The organism is Roseovarius sp. MBR-154 (assembly GCF_053628595.1).
In genome coordinates, this window is record NZ_JBRJGR010000019.1 from 58098 (window position 1) to 77573 (window position 19476).

Annotated in this window: 22 protein-coding genes and 1 tRNA gene; 8 read left to right on the forward strand and 15 right to left on the reverse strand. The window is 62.7% G+C overall.

Translation table 11 applies throughout. From position 1 onward, the window contains the following. Window positions 1–17 precede the first annotated feature (17 nt). The 7 genes from ACSSV4_RS18160 to ACSSV4_RS18190 form a co-directional block, all read right to left on the reverse strand. Window positions 18–94 (reverse strand) — tRNA-Pro (locus ACSSV4_RS18160). Window positions 95–151: 57 nt separating this feature from the next. After that, window positions 152–1105, reverse strand: a complete 954-nt coding sequence (locus ACSSV4_RS18165; RefSeq protein WP_454276522.1) for a MerR family transcriptional regulator — start codon at window positions 1103–1105, stop codon at window positions 152–154. Between the two features lie 14 nt (window positions 1106–1119). Next, window positions 1120–1422: an integration host factor subunit alpha gene (gene ihfA / locus ACSSV4_RS18170; protein ID WP_454276523.1), complete on the reverse strand. Its 303-nt coding sequence runs from the start codon at window positions 1420–1422 to the stop codon at window positions 1120–1122. A 109-nt stretch (window positions 1423–1531) separates the two neighbouring features. Next, window positions 1532–2506: a beta-ketoacyl-ACP synthase III gene (locus tag ACSSV4_RS18175; protein ID WP_454276524.1), complete on the reverse strand. Its 975-nt coding sequence runs from the start codon at window positions 2504–2506 to the stop codon at window positions 1532–1534. Then, window positions 2503–3609: a phosphate acyltransferase PlsX gene (gene plsX, locus ACSSV4_RS18180; protein ID WP_454276525.1), complete on the reverse strand. Its 1107-nt coding sequence runs from the start codon at window positions 3607–3609 to the stop codon at window positions 2503–2505. The genes ACSSV4_RS18175 and plsX overlap by 4 nt, the downstream gene beginning before the upstream one ends. A 22-nt stretch (window positions 3610–3631) precedes the next feature. Beyond that, window positions 3632–3838: a 50S ribosomal protein L32 gene (gene rpmF / locus ACSSV4_RS18185; protein WP_454276526.1), complete on the reverse strand. Its 207-nt coding sequence runs from the start codon at window positions 3836–3838 to the stop codon at window positions 3632–3634. 165 nt (window positions 3839–4003) lie between these two features. Further along, the gene (locus tag ACSSV4_RS18190; RefSeq protein WP_454276527.1) at window positions 4004–4549 is read right to left on the reverse strand and encodes a YceD family protein; all 546 of its coding nucleotides are present in this window, start codon (window positions 4547–4549) and stop codon (window positions 4004–4006) included. A 100-nt stretch (window positions 4550–4649) separates the two neighbouring features. On the opposite strand from ACSSV4_RS18190, the gene ACSSV4_RS18195 reads away from it, so the two are divergent. From ACSSV4_RS18195 to ACSSV4_RS18210, 4 genes are all read left to right on the forward strand, one after another. Next, window positions 4650–5120, forward strand: a complete 471-nt coding sequence (locus ACSSV4_RS18195; protein WP_454276528.1) for an outer membrane protein assembly factor BamE — start codon at window positions 4650–4652, stop codon at window positions 5118–5120. A 79-nt stretch (window positions 5121–5199) separates the two neighbouring features. Further along, window positions 5200–5931 carry a GNAT family N-acetyltransferase gene (locus ACSSV4_RS18200; RefSeq protein WP_454276529.1) on the forward strand — a complete coding sequence of 244 codons (732 nt, stop codon included), beginning with the start codon at window positions 5200–5202 and terminating at the stop codon, window positions 5929–5931. A 41-nt stretch (window positions 5932–5972) separates the two neighbouring features. Beyond that, the gene (locus ACSSV4_RS18205) at window positions 5973–7790 is read left to right on the forward strand and encodes an ABC-F family ATP-binding cassette domain-containing protein (protein WP_454276530.1); all 1818 of its coding nucleotides are present in this window, start codon (window positions 5973–5975) and stop codon (window positions 7788–7790) included. A 43-nt stretch (window positions 7791–7833) separates the two neighbouring features. Beyond that, the gene (locus ACSSV4_RS18210; RefSeq protein ID WP_454276531.1) at window positions 7834–8619 is read left to right on the forward strand and encodes an ion channel; all 786 of its coding nucleotides are present in this window, start codon (window positions 7834–7836) and stop codon (window positions 8617–8619) included. 7 nt (window positions 8620–8626) lie between these two features. Here the strand turns inward: ACSSV4_RS18210 and ACSSV4_RS18215 are convergent, their stop codons facing one another. The 3 genes from ACSSV4_RS18215 to ACSSV4_RS18225 all read right to left on the reverse strand — a co-directional run bounded on the left by ACSSV4_RS18215 (window position 8627) and on the right by ACSSV4_RS18225 (window position 13360). Next, window positions 8627–9382, reverse strand: a complete 756-nt coding sequence (locus ACSSV4_RS18215) for an SDR family NAD(P)-dependent oxidoreductase (protein WP_454276532.1) — start codon at window positions 9380–9382, stop codon at window positions 8627–8629. A 436-nt stretch (window positions 9383–9818) separates the two neighbouring features. Beyond that, a complete protein-coding gene (locus tag ACSSV4_RS18220; protein ID WP_454276533.1) occupies window positions 9819–12167 on the reverse strand; it encodes a hypothetical protein in 2349 nt (782 codons plus the stop codon). Between the two features lie 68 nt (window positions 12168–12235). Then, window positions 12236–13360, reverse strand: a complete 1125-nt coding sequence (locus tag ACSSV4_RS18225; RefSeq protein ID WP_454276534.1) for a tyrosine-type recombinase/integrase — start codon at window positions 13358–13360, stop codon at window positions 12236–12238. 26 nt (window positions 13361–13386) lie between these two features. Here ACSSV4_RS18225 and ACSSV4_RS18230 point away from each other — a divergent pair, with 26 nt between their 5' ends. After that, window positions 13387–13785, forward strand: a complete 399-nt coding sequence (locus ACSSV4_RS18230) for a hypothetical protein (protein WP_454276535.1) — start codon at window positions 13387–13389, stop codon at window positions 13783–13785. On the opposite strand, the gene ACSSV4_RS18235 is transcribed toward ACSSV4_RS18230, so the two are convergent. Next, entirely contained in the window at window positions 13782–14150 is a 369-nt protein-coding gene (locus ACSSV4_RS18235) for a hypothetical protein (protein ID WP_454276536.1), read from the reverse strand. The genes ACSSV4_RS18230 and ACSSV4_RS18235 overlap by 4 nt on opposite strands. A 642-nt stretch (window positions 14151–14792) precedes the next feature. Here ACSSV4_RS18235 and tnpA point away from each other — a divergent pair. The 3 genes from tnpA (at window position 14793) to tnpC (ending at window position 17199) form a co-directional block, all read left to right on the forward strand. Further along, window positions 14793–15155, forward strand: a complete 363-nt coding sequence (gene tnpA / locus ACSSV4_RS18240) for an IS66-like element accessory protein TnpA (protein ID WP_454276537.1) — start codon at window positions 14793–14795, stop codon at window positions 15153–15155. Next, window positions 15152–15499 (forward strand): IS66 family insertion sequence element accessory protein TnpB, encoded by a 348-nt coding sequence (tnpB, locus tag ACSSV4_RS18245; protein ID WP_454276538.1) that lies wholly within the window; start codon window positions 15152–15154, stop codon window positions 15497–15499. The genes tnpA and tnpB overlap by 4 nt, the downstream gene beginning before the upstream one ends. Window positions 15500–15561: 62 nt before the next feature. Continuing rightward, window positions 15562–17199 (forward strand): IS66 family transposase, encoded by a 1638-nt coding sequence (tnpC, locus tag ACSSV4_RS18250; protein ID WP_454276539.1) that lies wholly within the window; start codon window positions 15562–15564, stop codon window positions 17197–17199. Between the two features lie 106 nt (window positions 17200–17305). Here the strand turns inward: tnpC and ACSSV4_RS18255 are convergent, their stop codons facing one another. The 4 genes from ACSSV4_RS18255 to ACSSV4_RS18270 form a co-directional block, all read right to left on the reverse strand. Beyond that, a complete protein-coding gene (locus ACSSV4_RS18255; RefSeq protein WP_454276540.1) occupies window positions 17306–17680 on the reverse strand; it encodes a hypothetical protein in 375 nt (124 codons plus the stop codon). Then, window positions 17680–18087 (reverse strand): hypothetical protein, encoded by a 408-nt coding sequence (locus ACSSV4_RS18260; protein ID WP_454276541.1) that lies wholly within the window; start codon window positions 18085–18087, stop codon window positions 17680–17682. Before ACSSV4_RS18260 ends, ACSSV4_RS18255 begins: the two co-directional genes overlap by 1 nt. Window positions 18088–18310: 223 nt before the next feature. Then, window positions 18311–18895 carry a hypothetical protein gene (locus ACSSV4_RS18265; protein ID WP_454276542.1) on the reverse strand — a complete coding sequence of 195 codons (585 nt, stop codon included), beginning with the start codon at window positions 18893–18895 and terminating at the stop codon, window positions 18311–18313. A 124-nt stretch (window positions 18896–19019) separates the two neighbouring features. Continuing rightward, the coding region (locus ACSSV4_RS18270) for a hypothetical protein (protein WP_454276543.1) at window positions 19020–19476 on the reverse strand (457 nt) is incomplete at its 5' end.

Genomic DNA, 19476 nt, shown 5'->3' on the forward strand with positions numbered 1-19476 from the left:
GGGATCGTCGGTAAATTTGGTCGGGCTAGCAGGACTCGAACCTGCGACCTTCCGTCCCCCAGACGGACGCGCTACCAGGCTGCGCCATAGCCCGACGATGCGCTGTTCATACCGGTTTTCCGGGTGGGGACAAGGGGGTAATCCCAAAATTTCAGGTTCCCGGCACGTCGTTTGCGTCTTTCTTGACCCCGCAGGCGCGCAACCGGCTCGACAGCCCTGTGAGTTCGGCTGCAAGGTCGCGCGAGACGGGACGCTTGAGCGCCGCAAGGGCGTTGAGGGCGCCGGGCGCACCGGGCAAGTCGTCCGCAGGGTCGGCGGGCAGGTCGGGCAGCGGGGGCAGGGACGGAGCGTCAGATTCGGATGGCGCTGTCTGCGTCTCCGTGTACTCTTGCTCTGAATGCGCCTGCGGCCGGTCTGCGATGTCATCGGCAAAGATGTTATCCGGGGGTGTATCCTCGGGCTCGGGGGGCGGTTCGGGGCGCGGATCGTCGTCCGGGTTTGAAGCCAGGTCCGGCTCGGGCCCGGTCTTGACGGGGGCCGCGGTCTCTGCCTCCGACTCGGGCTCTGCCTCTGGCTCCTTGACTGCCTCCGGCTCCGGATCGCTTTCGGACGCGGGCATCGTGCGTGTCGTTTCAAAGGGGGGCGCGCCTGCGCTCTCCTCGGTGTCGGTCGAGGCGGTGGGGGGCGGCGAATCCTCGTCGCCGGTCATGTCCTCGGCGGCGTCGCTTTCGTCTTCGGGCGGTGTGCCGGGGCGTTCGAAGGCCAGCACTTGCGCTGGCGCGGCCGGATCCGGTGAGGCCATGTCGAATGTCTGATCCGCGGAGCCGTCGTCAAGATATTGCGACAGGGACGCGACATGCTGCACGCCCTCTTCGCGCAAAAGCTTTTGAACGCCCTTGATGGTCATGCCCTCGTCATGCAGGAGGGCCTTGATCCCGCCCAGAAGGCGCATGTCGGACGGGCGATAGTACCGCCTCCCGCCCGCGCGCTTCACGGGCTTGACCTGGGAGAACTTGCTTTCCCAGAACCGCAGGACATGCGCCGGCACCTCCAGCCATTCGGCAACCTCGCTGATGGTGCGAAAGGCGTCGGCGGATTTGGCCATTCCCTGCTGCGTCCTCAGCTCTTGTTGCCGGCGGCGACGCGGTCTTTCATCAGATGTGAGGGTCTGAACGTCAGCACGCGGCGCGGGTTGATCGGAACCTCTTCGCCGGTCTTCGGATTGCGCCCAACCCGGGCGGTCTTGTCGCGGACCGAGAAGGTGCCGAAGGACGAAATCTTGACCTGTTCACCGTCGGCAAGCGCATCGGACATGTGTCCCAGAACGCTCTCGACCATTTGCGCCGCGTCATTGCGCGACAGACCGACTTCGCGAAAGATCGCCTCGCTCAAATCCATGCGTGTTAGTGTCTTGTTCGGCATCATGTCCCCGCTTTTTTTCGGGATACTTTGCGGGAAGGCAATTTCCGAGTCAATGTCAACGGCTTAGCACACAGCCTTGAAGTGCGATTTTTTGCGCAATTCCGGGCAATTACCAGCGCAGGACGACGGCACCCCAGGCCAGGCCGCCGCCGATCGCCTCCGAAAGCACAAGATCGCCGCGCTTGATCCGGCCTTCGGTGACGCCCACCGACATGGCCAGAGGAATCGACGCGGCAGAGGTGTTGCCGTGATCCTGCACCGTGACGATCACGCGGTCCATCGACAGCCCCATCTTCCTGGCGGTGCCCTGGATGATGCGGATATTGGCCTGATGCGGCACGATCCAGTCGACATCGGCGCTGCTCAGCCCGACTTTCGCGAGCGCCGTTTCCGCCGTCGAGGCAAGCTTTTCGACGGCCTGACGGAAGAGCGGGTTGCCCTGCATCCGCAGCTTGCCCGCGGTGCCGGTGGTCGAGACGCCGCCATCGACATAGAGCATGTCGCGATACCGCCCGTCGGAATTGAGATCCGAGGACAGGATGCCGCGATCCGCATTGCTGCCATCGCCATCCTGCGCCCCGAGGATCAGGGCACCCGCACCGTCGCCGAAGAGCACACAGGTGGAGCGATCGGTCCAGTCCATGATGCGGCTGAAGGTTTCCGCACCGATCACCAGAAGCCGGTTCGCCTGACCGGTAAGGATGAGCGCGTTGGCGGTGGTCAGCGCGTAGATGAACCCGGCGCAGACCGCCTGCACGTCAAAGCCGAAGCCATGCGTCATGCCAAGTTCCTTCTGCACCATGGTGGCGACGGAAGGAAAGGTGAGGTCGGGGGTGGAGGTGGCCACGATCACCCCGTCGATGTCCTCGGGCGCGAGCCCCGCCTGATCGAGGGCCGCGCGCGCCGCGCGGAGCGCGAGATCCGAGGTGGTCTGACCTTCCGCCGCAAAGCGGCGGCGCTCGATGCCCGACCGGGTGCGAATCCATTCGTCCGTCGTATCGAGGGTCTTTTCGAATTCGGAGTTGGGGACAACGCGATCCGGCAGGTAGTGACCGATTCCTTCGACGACAGAACGACGGGTCATTGGGCCTCCTCGTCGGCGGGGGGCTCGGCGCCGTCGCCCTGGTCCAGCAGAGCGGCGGAGGCCACGCGCGCGGCCAACCGCTCGGTGAAATTCGATTCCGCCAGTTCAAAGGCGAGCTTGATCGCAGAGCTGACGCCCATTTCATCCGCCGATCCGTGGGATTTCACGACCGTGCCATTGAGGCCAAGGAATACCCCGCCATTGGCGCGACGCGGATCGACCCGCTTTTTCACGCGGCGCAGCGAGGTATAGGCCAGCACCGAGGCAAGCCGCGAGAGCGGCGAATAGGCGAAGGCCTCGCGCAGCAGGTCGGTGATCAGATTGGCGATACCCTCGCCGGTCTTGAGCGCCACATTGCCGGTAAAGCCGTCGGTCACGATCACGTCGCAGACGGTGCCGGGCAGGTCGCGCCCCTCGACGAAGCCGACGAATTCGAAATCCGCGCTCCCGGCATTCGCGGCGATCAGATCATAGGCCTCGCGCAGTTCGGCGCGGCCCTTGTGCTCTTCGGTGCCGACGTTGAGCAGGCCGATGCGCGGGCGCGCCAGGCCAAAGCCGTTGCGCGCATAGGAGGCGCCCATCAGTGCGTATTGCATCAGATCCTTGGCATCGGCCCGGATATCGGCCCCGCCATCGAGCATGATGTTGTGTTCTTGCGGGTTCTGCGAGGGCCACATCACCGCGATCGCCGGGCGGTAGATGCCCGGCAGCTTGCGCAGCCGCAGCACCGACATCAGCATTAGCGCACCGGTATTGCCGCAGGAGACACAAACCGTCGCCTCGCCGTTGCGCACCGATTCGAGGGCCGACCACATCGACGTGTCGCGCCCATGCCGCACCACGCTGCTCGGCTTGTCGTCCATGGTGACGACATCCGGCGCGTGGCGGATCTCGCAGCGCCCCTCCAGCCCCCGCCGCTTGGCGACGAGACGTTCCAGTTCGTCGCGGGGACCGTGGACGATAAATCCAATCTCTGGATTTTTCTGGGCGGAATGCGCAATGCCCGCGACAACCGCCGCGGGCCCCTGATCGCCGCCCATTGCGTCAACCGAGATGATTGTGCGCGTCGCACGCGTCTTGATCTGGTCCATCCGCGCGGTCATTCGGCATGTCGCCTTCGAGTATTCAGGCCGCGTCGTCTTCCAGGTCGATCTCGTCAACGAGGTTCACGACTTCGCGGTCAGCGTAGTGGCCGCAGGCGGCGCAGACGTGATGCGGGCGCTTCAGCTCGCCGCAGTTCGGGCATTCGTTCGGGTTGCCCGCAACCAGCGAGTCATGCGCGCGGCGGTTGTTGCGGCGCGATTTCGATACTTTGTTCTGTTGGACGGCCATGTCACAACCTCAATTCCTGTGGGCCATGCGGCCCGGTTTCACGGGTGTCCGCGGCTCTTAATCCGTAGTGAGCCGCCGGTTCAACCCTCAATTCCGATGAGAGCGCGAAAATACAGAGATTTGTTGCCGGGGCAAGCGATTCTTGCTTTGGGTGAGGCCTAGGCTTCACTCATCGCGTTTGAGCTGGTCACGCAAGGCCTTGAGGTCGGCAAAGGGCTTGGTGTCCTCGTCGGTGAGCGGCTCGGCACCCTCGGCGGCCGCGGTCACCTGGCCCAGTTCCGCATCGTCGCGGCGGGGCCAGGGGGGCAGGGCGAGGCTCAGCGCCTCGACCAGAACGCGGCGCAGGTCGATCTCCTGCCCAAGGGGTTCGAGCGTGTCATCCTCGGGCATTTCCATTTCCTCGCCCGGCGTCACATCGTCAAGCGTCGCGTCGGGAGAAAACAGCCGTGTCACCGGCTCGTCGATCCGGGTCGTCACGGCGTCGAGCGTCACCACGCAGGGCTGCACCACCGTCGCGCCCAACTCCGCGCTGAGCCGCCAATCCGTGCGCCCCTCTGCCGCTAGGTGCCCGCGCAGGCGCAGTTTGCGCAGGTCCAGAAGGCCGAGATCTTCCGCGATCCGCTTGCGTGCCTCGCCATCCGGCGCGACTTCGAACGCAATCTGGTCTTTCCCGCGCAACTGCGAGAGGCGGATCGTGTCGGCGCTGTGCATCTGTTCGCTCCTGTTTGCCATCGCTTCCTTTCTTGAACCTGCGGCCCACCTTGATGTAAGCGGGATAAAAGCCGCGCGCGGCCATGACAAGAGGGCAGACATGACAGGTACGATATCCCGACTGCTTCGCGGCCTGGTGCTGTGCAGTCTGCTCGGTGTTGCGGCGTGTTCCGCCACCTACAAGAATCACGGCTATATCCCGCCGGAGGAAGACTTGCAGCAACTCGTGGTCGGGGTCGATACGCGCACCACCGTGGATGACGTGGTGGGGCCGCCGTCGCTTTCGGGCATGTCCGATGAGGGCGATTACTACTATGTGCGCATGCGCAAGCGGACCTTTGCCATGTTCCGGCCCGAAGTCATCGAGCGGCAGGTGCTGGCGATTTCGTTCAACGAGGACGACACCATCGCCAATATCGAAACCTTCGGCCTCGAGGATGGGCAGATCGTGCCGTTGGCGCGCCGTGTGACCGACAGTTCGGTGGTCGATAACGGGTTCCTGCGTCAGATGCTGGGCAATATCGGCAATATCAACCCGTTCGGCAGCGGCGGCGCGTTCGGCGATTCCTGAGACCGCGTCATGCGCCTGTCACGGCTTGTGTGCTACCGCGCGGTTGGCTAGACTCGCGGCATCACGAGATGAGGCGGCAATGACAGGCGAGAGGCGGTATGCGGCGCGATGCGCCTCGGGCCCCGAAGATGTCCGGCGGGCGCAGGCGTTGCGCGCGGTCGCGTTTCTCGGTCAGGAGGGCGGGCTCGATGTCGATCCCTTCGATGACATCTGCGATCACATCCTGGTCGAGGAGGGCGCGACCGGGCGGCTTGTCTGCTGTTTCCGAATCCTCACCCTCAACGATGGCTGCGAGATCGCGCAGAGCTATTCGGCGCAATTCTACGAATTGTCGGCGCTAGAGGAATTTCACGGCAAGATGGCCGAGATGGGCCGGTTCTGCATTGCTCCGGGGCGCACGGATCCGGATATCGTACGGGTCGCCTGGGCGGCGATGACGCGCTTTGTCGATGAGCAGGGGATCGAGATGCTGTTCGGCTGTTCTTCCTTCAAGGGGGTCGAGGCGGAGGACTATCTCGACGCCTTCGCGGTGCTGCGTGAGCGGCATCTGGCCCCGCGCCGGTGGTGGCCGCGGGTCAAGGCGCCAAGCGTCTTTCGTTTCGCGCAGCGGCTCAAGCGGCACAAGCCCGATCTGAAACAGGCGATGCGCCACATGCCGCCGCTGTTGCGGACCTATCTGATGATGGGGGGGTGGGTCAGCGATCATGCGGTGATCGACCGCAATCTGGGCACGTTGCATGTCTTTACCGGGGTCGAGATCGCGGCCATTCCCGACGCGCGAAAGCGACTGTTGCGAGCGATGGCGGGCTGAGGGTGCTTGACCGCGCCGGGGCGGCGGGATAGCCCGCGCCCATGGCACGTGCACCGCTTCTCCAACTCAACGACATTTCCCTCACCTTCGGCGGCGAGCCGATCTTTGACGCGCTATCGCTGGTGGTGCAGCCCGGCGACCGGGTGGCGCTGGTCGGGCGCAACGGATCGGGCAAGTCGACGCTGATGAAGGTCATGGCCGGGCTGGTGGAGCCGGACCGGGGCGAGCGGATCGTCACGCCGGGCACGAGTGTGGGTTACATGGAGCAGGAGCCCGAAATGAAGGGCTTTGCCACCCTTGGCGAGTTCGCGATGAGCGAGCTTGACGCGGGCGAGATGTACCGGGTGGAGATGGCCGCCGAGGGGCTGAAATTCGATCCCGACCGTCCGGTTGAGACCGCCTCGGGCGGCGAACGGCGGCGCGCGGCCTTGGCCAAGCTGATGGCCAAAGCGCCGGAATTGATGCTGCTCGACGAGCCGACCAACCACCTTGACATCGAGGCCATCGGCTGGTTGGAGACGCAGCTGCGCGAGACGCGCAAGGGCTATGTCCTGATCAGCCACGACCGCGCGTTTCTGCGTGAGCTAAGCCGTGCAACCCTCTGGATTGACAGGGGAATGGTGCGCAGGCAAGAGCGTGGATTCGAGGGCTTTGAGGCCTGGCGCGACAAGGTCTGGGAGGAAGAGGACCAACAGCGCCATAAGCTCAACCGCAAGATCAAGGCCGAGGCCCGGTGGGCCGTCGAGGGCATCAGCGCGCGGCGCAAGCGCAATCAGGGCCGGGTGCGCGCCCTGCAGGAGTTGCGGGCCGAACGCAGCAGTCAGATCCGCCGTCAGGGCACGGCGGCGATGGCGCTCGATTCGGGCCCGTCCTCGGGGCGCAAGGTGATCGAAGCAGATGGCATTTCAAAGCGTTACGATGACAAGCTCATCCTGAGTGAGTTCAGCATCAAGATCCTGCGCGGCGATCGCGTGGCCTTTGTCGGGCCCAATGGGGTGGGCAAGACGACGCTCTTGAAGATGTTGATGGGTGAGGTCGCGCCGGATACCGGGCGGGTGACGCATGGCACCAACCTGCTACCGGCCGTGTTCGATCAGGCCCGCGCGCAGCTAGCGCCCGAAATGAGCCTGTGGGAGAGCCTGACGGGCGATATCGACATGCGCGTCTCGGGGCAGGCGGATCAGGTGCTGGTGCGCGGGCAGCCGCGCCATGTGGTGGGCTATCTCAAGGATTTCCTGTTTGACGAGCGGCAGGCACGCGCGCCGGTCAAGTCGCTGTCGGGTGGGGAAAAAGCGCGGCTCTTGCTGGCCAAGCTGATGGCGCGGGAAAGCAACCTGCTGGTGCTCGACGAGCCGACCAACGATCTCGACATCGAGACGCTGGACTTGTTGCAGGAACTGCTCGACGATTATGACGGCACGGTTTTATTGGTCAGCCACGACCGGGATTTTCTTGATCGCGTGGCGACCACGACCATCGCGATGGAAGGTGACGGGCGCGCCACCGCCTATGCGGGCGGCTGGAGCGACTACCGTGCGCAGCGGGGCCGGGACGAGGCCACGCCGGTAGAAAGAAAAGTCGAAAAAACAGATAGTAAGGCGGCAAAGTCAAAGCAGGACAAGTCTTCGAAATTGAGCTTTACCGACAAGCACCGGCTGGAGGAACTGCCCGGAGTGATCGCACGGCTGGAGGCCGAGATCGCCAAGCTGGAAGGACTGCTTGCCGATGCCGATCTTTTCACCCGCGAGCCGGTGAAGTTCAAGAAGGCGACCGAGGCGCTGACCGCGCGACAGGAGGCTTTGGCGCAGGCCGAGGAAGAGTGGCTGACGCTGGCGGAAAAGGCCGAGGCCGAGGGCTGATTTCACCTGTATGTCACGGGGTTGCGCGGCTATGCTCGTGCATATGAGTGCATCGGATCGCAGCATCAGGGACCGCGTCAGGCTCTTGTACGAGGGCCGCTCGAAACGTGCCACGCGGTTTCGGTATGCGCTTTTGATCGTCGACGCGGTGACCATCGTGTTTTTCCTTGCCACCGCAACGATGCCGCTGAGTTCCGGGCTGATTGCGGCGGATGCCGGGGTCGCCGCGATCATCTTTGCGGATTTCGCCTGCCGGTTGTGGATTGCGGAGAATCGCCTGCGACATCTGCGGCAAATCTACGTGATCGTGGATATTCTGGTTCTGGCCTCGCTCGTCGCTGTGCCGTTTTTGGGGCAGGGCTGGGCCGCGCTGCGGCTGTTGCGGGCCCTGCGGCTGGTGCATTCCTATCACCTGCTCCACGATCTGCGGCGGGATGTGAGATTTTTCCGGCTACATGAGGATGCAATCCTCGCAGCGGTCAACCTGCTGGTGTTCATCTTCGCGATGACCGCGCTGGTGCTGGTGCTGCGCGGCGGCAAGGAACCGGGGCTGGAGACCTATGTCGATGCGCTCTATTTCACGGTGACGACTTTGACCACCACCGGCTATGGCGATATCCTGATGACGACGGGCACCGGGCGCCTGCTGGCCGTGGGGATCATGCTGGTGGGCGTGGGGCTGTTTTTGCGGCTGGCGCGGGCAATTTTCATGCCCGCGAAGGTACGGCACAAATGCGGCGGCTGCGGCTTGCTCAAGCATGATCCCGACGCGATTCACTGCAAGCATTGTGGCCGCGAGTTGACGATCGAGACCGAAGGCGCGGATTGAGCGCCGCTCATCGCATCCGCAGCGCGCCATCGAGCCGGATCACCTCGCCGTTGAGATAATCGCATTCGATGATGAAGGCCGCCAGCCGCGCGTATTCCTCGGGGTCACCGAGACGCTTGGGAAAGGTCACTTCGGCGGCGAGCTCGTCCTGCACCTCCTGCGGCAGCCCGCGCATCATCGGGGTGGCGAAAATCCCCGGTGCGATGGCCATGACGCGAATCCCCTCGCGCGCCAGATCGCGGGCCATCGGCAAGGACAGCCCGATGATCCCGCCCTTCGACGCGGCATAGGCGGCCTGTCCCTTCTGCCCGTCGAAGGCGGCGATGGAGGCGGTGTTGACGATCACGCCGCGCTCGCCATCCGCATCGGGCGCATTCTCCGCCATCGCGGCGGCGGCGAGCCGCGCCACGTTGAACGTGCCCACGAGGTTGATGTCGATGGTGCGGCGGAAGGCATCGAGCGGATGCGGTCCATCACGGCCCAGCACCTTGGCCCCGGTGGCAATGCCGGCGCAGTTCACCACGGCAGTGATCCGGCCCATCCGGTCGCGCGCCGTGGCGATGGCGGCGGCGACCGACGCCTCGTCGGTCACGTCGGTCTCGGCAAAGCCTGCGCCGATTTCGGCGGCCACATGGGCACCGCGCCCCGCGTCACGGTCGAGCAGCGTGACCTGCGCGCCCTGCGCCCGGAAATGCCGCGCTGTCGCCTCGCCAAGCCCGGAGGCGCCGCCGGTGATGAGTGCCGCGCTGTCCACGATACGCATTGGGTGTCCTCCTGAAAATGAACGAGTGTTCATTTACCCGACCTGCCGACGGCTGTCAAAGCCTGTCTTTGCTCAATGCCTCCCCGACGGCTTGGGCGATCCAGACGGGCGCGCGCGTTCCGACAAGGCGCCCGGTCGATGCACGGCCCGAGTGGTCCGTCCGAACAGGCGCGGGAAATGGCTATGGCTGGTGCCGGCCGGGCGATGCCAAGGGCCGCAGGCCTGCTGCGGGGATGCGCAGAGCCATGCTTTCCCGCGGGAACGTGAAATTCTCTCAAATTTCGCCTTGTACTACGCGAGCTTGCCCGGTTATACGCATCGGCGGAGACGTGGCCGAGTGGTCGAAGGCGCTCCCCTGCTAAGGGACTATAAATAACTGTAAATAAACAGTTTTACTCCCTGCAATCCAGAATTGACAAATCCTTGCCAACCCAGCCTACGGCTCGCTCTTGTTTGTTTCCGTTTCACGACGATTGAACCAACTGTTCTTCAGACCTGATCGGACAGCATCTGCGGCAGGCCGTCCCGCATTTGTCATGGCGGTCTTCAGGCTTGGCTTCTGGGCAATCGTCTGTTCCAAAGTGCGGACCCCACTGAGCACCGCCGCATCCGCAGGCGCAATATCATGGGCGGTGAATAGTATCCGGATTGCATCGGCCTCTGTTTTCGAGTGCGCGGCATCGAGCGTGCTACGGTCTTCCAGAGCCGCAATCAGATCATCTTGAGCACGACGCGCCATCCATGCGTTGAGATCCGATTGCCCCGCCAGGTCAGCGAAGTTTTGGTTCCGTTCCTCAAGAAGGGCAATGCGGCGCTCGAGGGCCACGACGATGCTGCAATGAAGATCTTCGGCGGCTCTTTGTAGTTCTGCATACCACCCTGCCATGAGGTGCTTCTGGGCCGCACCCTTCAGTGTGCTGTTTCCCAAGAGGGCAGCGCCACCGATCGCGGGGCCAAGAATGAGCGCACCTGCCGGACCAATCGCGACGAGACCGAACCACGCTCCGGCATTGCCGCCGGCGAAGACGAGCAGACCGCGCGAGGCTCCATCGAGAATGAGCCAGGCTGGCAGGTCGGAGACAGGAACCCGTCCCTGGGCGACCTCGATACCCCCGCGCAGCACGCCTACGGAGAGCGCGAACTGCAGGATATCGGGGTCAGCCAGGTCGACCGCATGGCCGAGCGTCTCTGCGATCTGCTCTTCTATCGTGGCGATCTCGAAGCCGGGAAGGGTCGTCACGAGATGCGCCCATGGCGCATCGCTTTCCACCGCCTCCTCGGCAAGTGCGGCATTGGCGATCACCGGGATGTCCGGGTATTTTTCGAAATGTTCGGTCAGATTTGAGAATGAGGTCCCGCATTTCACCTGCACGGCCGCCCCGTCGACGATGAGGTCCAGACCGGGTGTGTTGCTCGCCTCCGCGAGGCGGACGTCGTGACCGTCGGCGATCAGCTTGTCCATGACCAGCCGCTCGGCCGTGTATCCCCGCAGGGACCATCCGGCGCCGGAGGTCAGAAAGTCGGTCGCACTGCAAGCGAAAGACATGGGATCACCGAGGTCCTCAGCGCGGGAGAAGTCAGCGGCCTTCATGACGTTAGGTTCAATCGCGGCGATGTGCCAGAGCATCTCGCCGGCGGTGAGGCCCAGTGTGGCCGTAGCGTCCACGACATCGGTGGCAAGTCTCTTCGACGACCACGGTTCCGGAGGCGGCCCTGCGGGCGCCGGTAAAGGTTCGGCCAAGCGCTCGCCGAGAGTGTCGATTCCACGGCGCATTGCTGCGCGGTCTTTCACGGACATCCAGCCGAACGAACCGGTAGGCTCCCGATCCAACACGCGCATATCCGCGAGAAATCGATCCAGACCCTCCTCGCCACACTGCGTCCCTTGCGCCGCCATAAGCACCCCGAGTCGCGCCGCCAGCTGGCTGCGCACGACCCGTGAACCGCGCCCCATTCCCAGCCAGCCGAGCGCAGCAACGCCTGCGAAGACTGTTACGGGGTTGATGAGGGTTGCCAGGAGCGAGACCAGGGTCGGTCCGCTGACCAGCGGGATGATCGCGCTGAGCTGTGCGGCCAGCATGTAGGGCAAGAAACCGGCATTGGCGACGACTGCCGCCCCGCCAACCCATACGCCGCCAGCCGCGATGGCATTGCGTGCACGGGCCTGTCCTTGCCGCAGGGCCGCAGAAATCTCGGGATCGGATTCTCTTGCGGCGGCCTCGACAACCTTGTCGTCCGCGAGGAGTGCCAGCATTTCCTCGGCCACGATCTCTGGAAACGGGAGAGGCGGCTCTGCGACTGTGGCAGCCTTTGCCGTCTTCCAGTAGCCTACGGCCTTTCCGCCGACCTTCGCGGCAAGGCCACCGTCAGGTCTACTGCGATCGGCCTTCCGGTGGCGTGCTCGGACCGAAGGCGTCAGCCTTTCGGAGATACGCACAGCAAAAGCGGAAGCCGATCGCGTGGCGGACTTTGCCGAGATGGGCACAACGGACGGCAGTGCCATAGCCTCGGTAAGCCGCGACCAGAGCCGGAAGCGCAATGCGGCATCGGTGGCAGACGACCCGGCAAGGTCATTCTGAACGACCCGGAGGCGTTCCGCGGCCACATCCATTTCGAGGCCGAGCTTGGCGCCCACGCCTGCCACGGCGCCCTTGGCAAGAAAAAGGCCGTCCACGCATTCGAGGAGGGCGATGATCTGGCACATCTCGGCCCGCCGGATGGTCCCGAGACCGGAGAGGATGTCGACGGGGCGAACGATGGGATGTGCGGAGAGTTTATCTGACATGCTCAGGACAATGCGTCTCTGGCGGAAGAAACACAATCGCCCGGAGGACATTCCCCCGGGCGAATTTTTTACTTGCGAACGGTTACCAGTTCGCCGTATCTGACTGGCTCACCAACATCCTCGCGGAAATCCCATCCATGCTGGAGTAGGCGGTTCCCGAGGTCCTTCGGCGCGACCTTGCAATAACGGTTCGCGGTATCCGACTTGTTCCAGCCACCGAGATCAATTAGCCTCCGAAAGTCCTTGGTCTGCGCGTAGAACCAAGTCGCCCAAGTATGGCGCAGAGTGTAGGGCACAACATCCTTTCCGAGTTTGGCGGCGTCTCGAATCTTGCCGAACGCCTCCGCCATTTGCCCGCCCCCATTTTTGCGTGCCACGTAAGGCTGCCCGTCCGGTGCCAGGAATGCGGGCCCGCTTTCGGGCAGATCTCCCATCAAATCCACCGACCGCTGGGGCAGAAGAACGAAACGTGCCCTATAGTTCGTCTTGGTGCCGTCCAGCCACCATTCTGACGTTGCAGCATTCCAATTGTCCACCTGAGCAGCGAAGGTCTCCCCCGGCCCGGCACCGCCGCCAAGCATGAAAGCGATCTTCTGGAGGGTCCTGAGATGGGGGTCATGTAATCCTGCCTTTCGCGGATTGCTTGCATAGAAGAGAAGGCGCTCCGCCTCCTCGGGCGTAAGCCACCGCGTCCTCTTTGTGTCTTGGCTCTTTTCCCGGCCAGTGCCTTGAGCGAAGTTGACGACCGCCATGATCGGCGTTTTCAACTGACGCTTGACCGTCTCCGGCTTTGCATTCGGATAGATCTCTGCGGCTGCTGCGGCTATCACCATCGTATCGATATCTTCGATCATGGTATCCTCGCCAAAAAATTCGATGATGCGAGGCAGAAAGCGCCTTTCTTTGCCTTGCTGCATGTAACGGAGGGCCGCAAGGTAGAATGGAATTTTCTCGGGAATCTCTACAACTGCGGGTCTTTTCACTTCATCCCATGCCTGCTCATAGAAGCGCTTCGCCTCTTCGTTCGCGCGGGTCTTCATCTCCGCTGAGCGAATGCCAAGACGGCGGCGAAATCTTCGTCCGTCGATGAGGAAATCCGACGCCCAGTCACCCGCTTTTTCGACCCAGTACGGGTCCCAGGCGTTACGTTTCTGGCGGTTCTTTCCTCGTGCTTTTTTGATGCTTTCTGACATTTGAGTGCTGTCCTGATATTTGAGATATGTTCAGGATAGAAAACTCGCCGAGTGCCACGTTTCTCGTGCGTCACGACCCCTTTGTCCTCGAGGTCACTCAAGACTCCGGAGAACTTGCTATAGCAAAAACCCAAGACGGCAGCGGCTTGCTTTTGCCGCAACGGTTCGGTTGTCCAATGATACCGATCCGCGGAGGCACCTTGGCCATTGCAATCAAAGGTCTGGGTGTTCGTGTTTCCGATAGGACACATGACTCGTCATCTACTCCGTTTGCGTTCATGGGGCCGAACGGCGCCCACGAAGCCGAAATCGATCCGTCTCAGACAACACGGCAGCTTTCTGGACTGGTGTTGCGTGACGCGATGAAACAGGAGACCGGCACCTTCTCCGCTGTCGCGAGAGGCACCGGTTTTTGGGATCATTAGACGCGGAATACGAATTTGAGATCCCGTCCAAGGTCGGTGAGACGTGCGGCGTGCCAGCAGATTTCTCGGTCGATCTCGGGTTCGGAATACGCACCTGTGATCTCGGTGAGGGGTTCGCCAATTAAGCAAAAGAGTTCGTCGGTGATGGTTCGCAGACGCAAGACGAGATTGCGCGCGTCGCAGGTTGCCATGACCACTTCAGCGAGTTCTCGTAAAGCGAACTTCTCGTCGACATCATGGTCGGCCCTGGCCTGACGAATGAGGCTGTCGAGACTGGCTCCATGGTTGTCGAGATAATCTTCGAGCCGCTCAAGAACGGCGCTCTGAAGCGCAGCGGTGGTGGGTATAATCGTAAGTTGGTTCATGTCGGAACCTCGCGCGTCCAGTCCGCGGCGTATGCCGCAGTTGCTCAACTGGCGCGGTCAGACACCGCCGCGTGGAGAGACCACGGCGGTGCGGGAACGCCATGCGGAATTGCACGACGCCCCTGTTCCAAGAGCCTACGCGGGAGCAGCATCCGCGTTATCCAGGGTTCTCGGAGGTCCCGGTCAGGCTTGTGACCTTTTCCGGTTTTGGACGCAGTCCTTTTGTAGAGCCGCGTCTCACCGACAAGGCGCGGCTCTACAAAAGGGCGGGGCTATTTTTCCATGCTTTCGTCGGTTAGTTCCCGTCGACCCGGAGCATTTCTCCCGTGGGGCGGCTTATCGGAGGACCGGCATTCCGCGGCAGCGAGGCAGGAGTCGCCTCGAGATGCAGCTGGTCCACCGCTTCGAGAATGGCACTGGCCTGACGCTGACCGGACTGGGCGAGAACGTGCGATGCACGCCTCGCGTGCGTCGCCATCAGATACCAGGATTGACGGTTTTTGGCATAACACCCTGAGCTGTTTTATATCCCTCTGGAAGATTGTAACCGCGCCATTGGCACCGCCTGCCTGACGCTTGGGCAATGATCTAAGACACGTGTTTAACTACGTCGTTAGCGACGTGTCTTATGCGGGGTCTTTGATGCGTGGAGAAGTTCTTGGGTTGGAGCGGCGGCGTTTCTGGCGTGACGAGGACAAGCTCGAGATTGTCATGTCGGTTGGGATCGACGGGGCAACAGTGACACAGGTGGCACAGCGTCACGAGATCACGCGGCAGCAGATCTATGCTTGGCGGCACGAGCTGAAGAATAAGGGGCTGTGGTCGCCCGATGCCGGAGCGCTTTTCTTTCCGTTGGACATGCCGGTGGCGCAGTCCCACGTCGCTGCGGCGTCGGCACCGAGTGCGGTTGAACTGCGCCTGCATGGTGGGCGCAGCTTGCGTTTTGACAGCACAATGGACCCGGCCACGCTGACAGCCCTGATCCGAGCGGTGGACGCCGCATGATTGGGCCCGGCACTGGTGTGCGTGTGTATCTGGCCTGTGGTGTCACGGATATGCGAAAGGGGATCGCGGGGTTGGCGGCGCTGACCCAGGATGTGCTGCATCAGAAACCGGCCAGTGGTGCGGTGTTTGCATTTCGGGGGCGACGTGGGGATCGGATCAAGCTGCTGTATTGGGATGGTCAGGGATTTTGCCTTTATTACAAAGTGCTCGAGCGCGGACGCTTTCCTTGGCCGAGCGCCAGGGATGGAGCGGTGCGGATGACATCTGCGCAGCTCGCGATGCTCTGGGAGGGGATCGACTGGCGGCGTCCGAATTGGGGTGCTCCGCCTGCGCGTGTCGGATGATTTTGCGCGCTCATTAGCGTTATTTATATGGTGTTCGAGCATGATTTTTGGTACTCAGGAGCATGTCGAAACCTGCCGAAAATCTGCCTGACGATCCCGCTGAATTGAGGGCCATGATCGCAGTTTTGCAGGCGGAAAATGCCCGGATCGAGGCTGAGAATGCCAAGATATCGGCGACATTGCGCGTCCATGATCAGCTGGTTCAGGCCCTGCGTTTGCGGATCGCCAAACTCCAGAAACTGGCCTTCGGCAAGTCCTCGGAAAAGATCGAACGCGAGATCGAACAGCTGGAACTGGCGCTCGAAGACCTGCTGGTTGCGGTGGCCGAGGAAGATGATGCGCCCATTAACGAGGGGCAGGATGAGCCTTCACCGGAAACTGCTGGTGCGCCTACTTTGCGGCGTCGGCCGCGTGTCTCGGATGAAACTCGCCGCGAGCGCCGTGAGCTTGATCCCGGTACCTGTTGCCCTGACTGCGGCGGCGACCTGCGCGTGGTGGGCGAGGATGTCAGCGAATTGCTGGACATGATCGCCGCCCAGATGAAGGTGATCCAGATTGCCCGGATCAAGAAATCCTGCCGTCGCTGCGAGCGGATGGTGCAGGAGCCGGCCCCCAGCCGTCCGATCCCGGGCAGCATGGCGGGGCCGAACCTGCTGGCGCATGTGCTTGTCTCCAAATTTGACGATCACCTGCCTTTGTATCGCCAGCACGAAATCTTCGCCCGCATGGGGGCCGACATCCCCGAAAGCACGCTGGTTGGTTGGTGTGGCCGTGCCATGAAGACCCTGTCGCCACTGATCGAACGGATCGAGGCGGACATCATGGCCAGCGACCTGTTGCACGCAGATGACACACCGATCCGGGTGCTGGACCGGTCATTGCGCGACAAGGGACTTGGCAAAGGTGTCAGGCAAGGCCGGATCTGGGCCTATGTGCGCGATCAACGCCCTTGGGTGGGGGCATCGCCACCGGGTGCCGTCTACCGGTTCGCGCCAGACTGGAAGGAAGAGCATGTTCTCGGCCATCTGGCCAACGCCCGCGGCATCCTGCAAGCGGACGGCTACAAGGGCTATGCCAAGCTTTATGAGCCTGACCCCGATGGCTCGCCGCGTTTGCGCGAGGCCGCCTGTTGGGCCCACCTGCGGCGCGACTTCCATGACTTCTGGACCTCGACCAAGTCCGAGATCGCCCGCGAGGCGCTCGACCGGATCGGCAAGCTCTACGACATCGAGCGCGACATCAACGGCCAGTCTGCTGACCTCCGCCATGCGGCACGGCAAAAGTTGAGCCGCCCACAAGTCGAAGCCTTCTTTGCCTGGTCCGAACAGCAGCTTCTGCGCATTCCGGGCAAAAGCGATCTGGCCAAGGCCTTCCGCTATGGTCTCAGCCGGCAGGAGGCCTTCAGCTTGTTCTTGGCCGATGGGCGTGTGGCGATCGATAACAATCCAGCCGAGCGTGCCCTACGCCCGATCGGGATAGGACGGAAAAACTGGCTCTTCGCAGGAGCTGATAATGGTGCGGAAACCCTGTCCCGCGCCATGACCATCATCGAGACCGCCAAGCTCAACGGCCTCGATCCGCTGGCCTATCTCGCCGACGTGCTCGACCGCATCCATGATCACAAGATCAACAAGCTAAATGAGTTGCTGCCGTGGAATTGGGTGCCACTGGCATCCGTGACACGCAGTCAAGCCGCGTAAGCTGCGGTATCAAAGAGGCGGTTACGGAAGATTTCGTCGCCTCTCGCCGTTTCTTGGAGCACATCCGGAACCGGGGGCGCCCGTTGGCGGCCCCGGTGACTGTGGTTTATTGGCAGCTCTCCTCGAGCCCTTTGATCGCGATCTCGAGAAGATGCGCAATCATCCAGAGCTCGGCACCGCTTCGCGTGGTGCGCCACGCCTTGCCATAGGGATCCTCACGCCGCTCTTCCCTGAATTTCGCAAGGCCCTTGAAGTCCTCGATCGGGAGGCGCCGCCGGACGCAGAGCAGCATGGCGCGGCACGCCTCCAGCCGGACCGAGTCGTCGGCCTCGGGGTCGAGCATTGCGTGGTAGTGACACAGGCTGGGTGAGAAGGTGGGCGCGCCGGGGTGAGCCGCAAAGCGGATCAGGTGCAGCCATTGAGCTGCCAACTCTGCCTGCAAGCGCGCAGTGGTGAGACCGGGAGTCTTCGCAATCTCCATCACCGCACCTCCTCACCATGACCGTGGCTCGGAAGTCCGGCAAGCCAGAGCGCTTCCAGCGCACGGCCGCCGCGTGAAACCGCCTCGGCACAGGACATGGCCTCGGTGGCCCGAGGGTCGTCGGGATGAAGAGCGGCGAAGCGGGCCGCTTCGGGTCGTGAAAGGTCATCGACGAACTCCAGGCGCAGAAGCTGTGCCAGTCTTGTCAAGGTCCGCCGATGCGTATGGAGATCGCCCCCTTCCCGGGCGCAGTCGACGACGGCGCTCGCTCGCAGGGCCCATGTAGACCCGCCGAGGAGGTCGGCCGAGGCGACGAGGGTATCGCCGTCGTGGCAGAGCCAGTGACGGAACGCATCCGCAATCTTCATAATTCGCAGCAGGGAATTGATCTTGGTTTCGTGTTTCATCGGGATACTCACTCTCTTGGTGATGCGCGTACTCGGGATGAGCCGCGTCAGATATCCCCGCTGCGAAAGGGTACGTTTCTTGTCGTGTGGCCTGGTCTGTCCGATCGTGGAGATCACCCACGCTTGGCGATTGGCGTCGCGCAAGGCCTCCCCGCCAAGTTTTTTTCAGATCGCCCAACCGCCGGGCGCGCCCTCATTCAAGGGCGCGCGCCCGGCGGTTGGGTCACGCCTCAGTGTGTTCCGCTCGGGCTCTGATCCCGCGCATCTTGCAGTCGGCGAGCCGAGCATCGAGCAAAGCCTGCTTCCGGCGTGCCTTGAGGCTCTGCCGTCCGGCCCGCACGGTGCGAACACGCGCGTTGCGCTCACGGTATTCGCGCTTCGTGCGCGCGCCCGTCTGACCGCACAGGGCCAGCGACATCCAGGTCAGGTCGCGATCGCTCTCATAGGCGAGCTGATGCCAGATCGTGCGCATGATGTGCTGACCGGTGCCGACATGCTCGTAGAAGACATCGGAAATCCAGTCCGCGGTCAGCGCTGTGTCACCGCCGGTCTCGGAGAAGAGCGGCGTGCCACGGCGTCTATCGTATTCCGGCCACAGGGCGCCGCCGGCAGCCTCCAGTGTAAGAAGCGCATCGAGAAACGGTGTTGTTTCGGGCCAGAGCGCAGGCAGGTCGTACTCTGACTCCGTCTTGCTCAGCCGCGTCTGAACCGACCAGCCCGTGTTGGATCGGCAGATCTCGTGACCGATACGGAGGCGGTGCAGATCGCCGATAGTCAGACATCTCAACATCCTGGCCCGCTTTTTCATCGGCACGGCTGGAGAGATTTGCTATCACTGGGCTGTATTTTGGTTAAAGTCCTGGTTCTAATGGCTTTCGTTTCGCCAATTGCAAGGACAAGCTCATGGTGTGGGTCCCCGCTTGGTTGGGTGCTTATGAAGCCTCCCAAATTTCCTCGGCCCAAGCGTCGAGAAGCGCGTGGGCGTCCTCGCCCGCTATTGCAGCCTCCAAGACGGCCAAGCCGCGGGGCGTGATGTCTTCGGCGGTGAGGTATTTCTCGCGCCTTTCGCCAGTCTCGTCGTCTTCGAGAACGACGGTGTAAGTTGTGAGAATGTCCGAAGCGCCGGACCAATCGGACCAAGCGCCTCCGTGGTTGTCGACATTGTCTTCTGCGTATTCGAGAAGCCACTCTGTCGCAGCGTAAGCGGCAAGGTGGCAGCGATCCGCGAAAGCATAAGGGCCGTCCGCGTTGTCGTTGAGCGTAGAATCCTTGGGGCCGTCGATTGTCTTGAGCAGTAAGCGGCGGCCACGCCCCATTGAATTGAAGTGTTCCTGACGCCTGCGGCGCCTGCGATAGGATCTGCTTGAGCAGATGGAGGTTGCGCATGGC

Coding starts and splice junctions, on each gene's coding strand:
- ACSSV4_RS18265 (WP_454276542.1), bottom strand. CDS start 18,895: ATGAAAAAGCGGGCCAGGATGTTGAGATGTCTGACTATCGGCGATCTG.
- tnpC (WP_454276539.1), top strand. CDS start 15,562: ATGTCGAAACCTGCCGAAAATCTGCCTGACGATCCCGCTGAATTGAGG.
- tnpB (WP_454276538.1), top strand. CDS start 15,152: ATGATTGGGCCCGGCACTGGTGTGCGTGTGTATCTGGCCTGTGGTGTC.
- ACSSV4_RS18190 (WP_454276527.1), bottom strand. CDS start 4,549: ATGCACAGCGCCGACACGATCCGCCTCTCGCAGTTGCGCGGGAAAGAC.
- plsX (WP_454276525.1), bottom strand. CDS start 3,609: ATGACCGCGCGGATGGACCAGATCAAGACGCGTGCGACGCGCACAATC.
- ACSSV4_RS18200 (WP_454276529.1), top strand. CDS start 5,200: ATGACAGGCGAGAGGCGGTATGCGGCGCGATGCGCCTCGGGCCCCGAA.
- ACSSV4_RS18205 (WP_454276530.1), top strand. CDS start 5,973: ATGGCACGTGCACCGCTTCTCCAACTCAACGACATTTCCCTCACCTTC.
- ACSSV4_RS18195 (WP_454276528.1), top strand. CDS start 4,650: ATGACAGGTACGATATCCCGACTGCTTCGCGGCCTGGTGCTGTGCAGT.
- ACSSV4_RS18225 (WP_454276534.1), bottom strand. CDS start 13,360: ATGTCAGAAAGCATCAAAAAAGCACGAGGAAAGAACCGCCAGAAACGT.
- ACSSV4_RS18215 (WP_454276532.1), bottom strand. CDS start 9,382: ATGCGTATCGTGGACAGCGCGGCACTCATCACCGGCGGCGCCTCCGGG.
- ACSSV4_RS18220 (WP_454276533.1), bottom strand. CDS start 12,167: ATGTCAGATAAACTCTCCGCACATCCCATCGTTCGCCCCGTCGACATC.
- ACSSV4_RS18230 (WP_454276535.1), top strand. CDS start 13,387: ATGTTCAGGATAGAAAACTCGCCGAGTGCCACGTTTCTCGTGCGTCAC.
- tnpA (WP_454276537.1), top strand. CDS start 14,793: ATGCGTGGAGAAGTTCTTGGGTTGGAGCGGCGGCGTTTCTGGCGTGAC.
- ACSSV4_RS18260 (WP_454276541.1), bottom strand. CDS start 18,087: ATGAAACACGAAACCAAGATCAATTCCCTGCTGCGAATTATGAAGATT.
- ihfA (WP_454276523.1), bottom strand. CDS start 1,422: ATGCCGAACAAGACACTAACACGCATGGATTTGAGCGAGGCGATCTTT.
- rpmF (WP_454276526.1), bottom strand. CDS start 3,838: ATGGCCGTCCAACAGAACAAAGTATCGAAATCGCGCCGCAACAACCGC.
- ACSSV4_RS18175 (WP_454276524.1), bottom strand. CDS start 2,506: ATGACCCGTCGTTCTGTCGTCGAAGGAATCGGTCACTACCTGCCGGAT.
- ACSSV4_RS18165 (WP_454276522.1), bottom strand. CDS start 1,105: ATGGCCAAATCCGCCGACGCCTTTCGCACCATCAGCGAGGTTGCCGAA.
- ACSSV4_RS18255 (WP_454276540.1), bottom strand. CDS start 17,680: ATGGAGATTGCGAAGACTCCCGGTCTCACCACTGCGCGCTTGCAGGCA.
- ACSSV4_RS18210 (WP_454276531.1), top strand. CDS start 7,834: ATGAGTGCATCGGATCGCAGCATCAGGGACCGCGTCAGGCTCTTGTAC.
- ACSSV4_RS18235 (WP_454276536.1), bottom strand. CDS start 14,150: ATGAACCAACTTACGATTATACCCACCACCGCTGCGCTTCAGAGCGCC.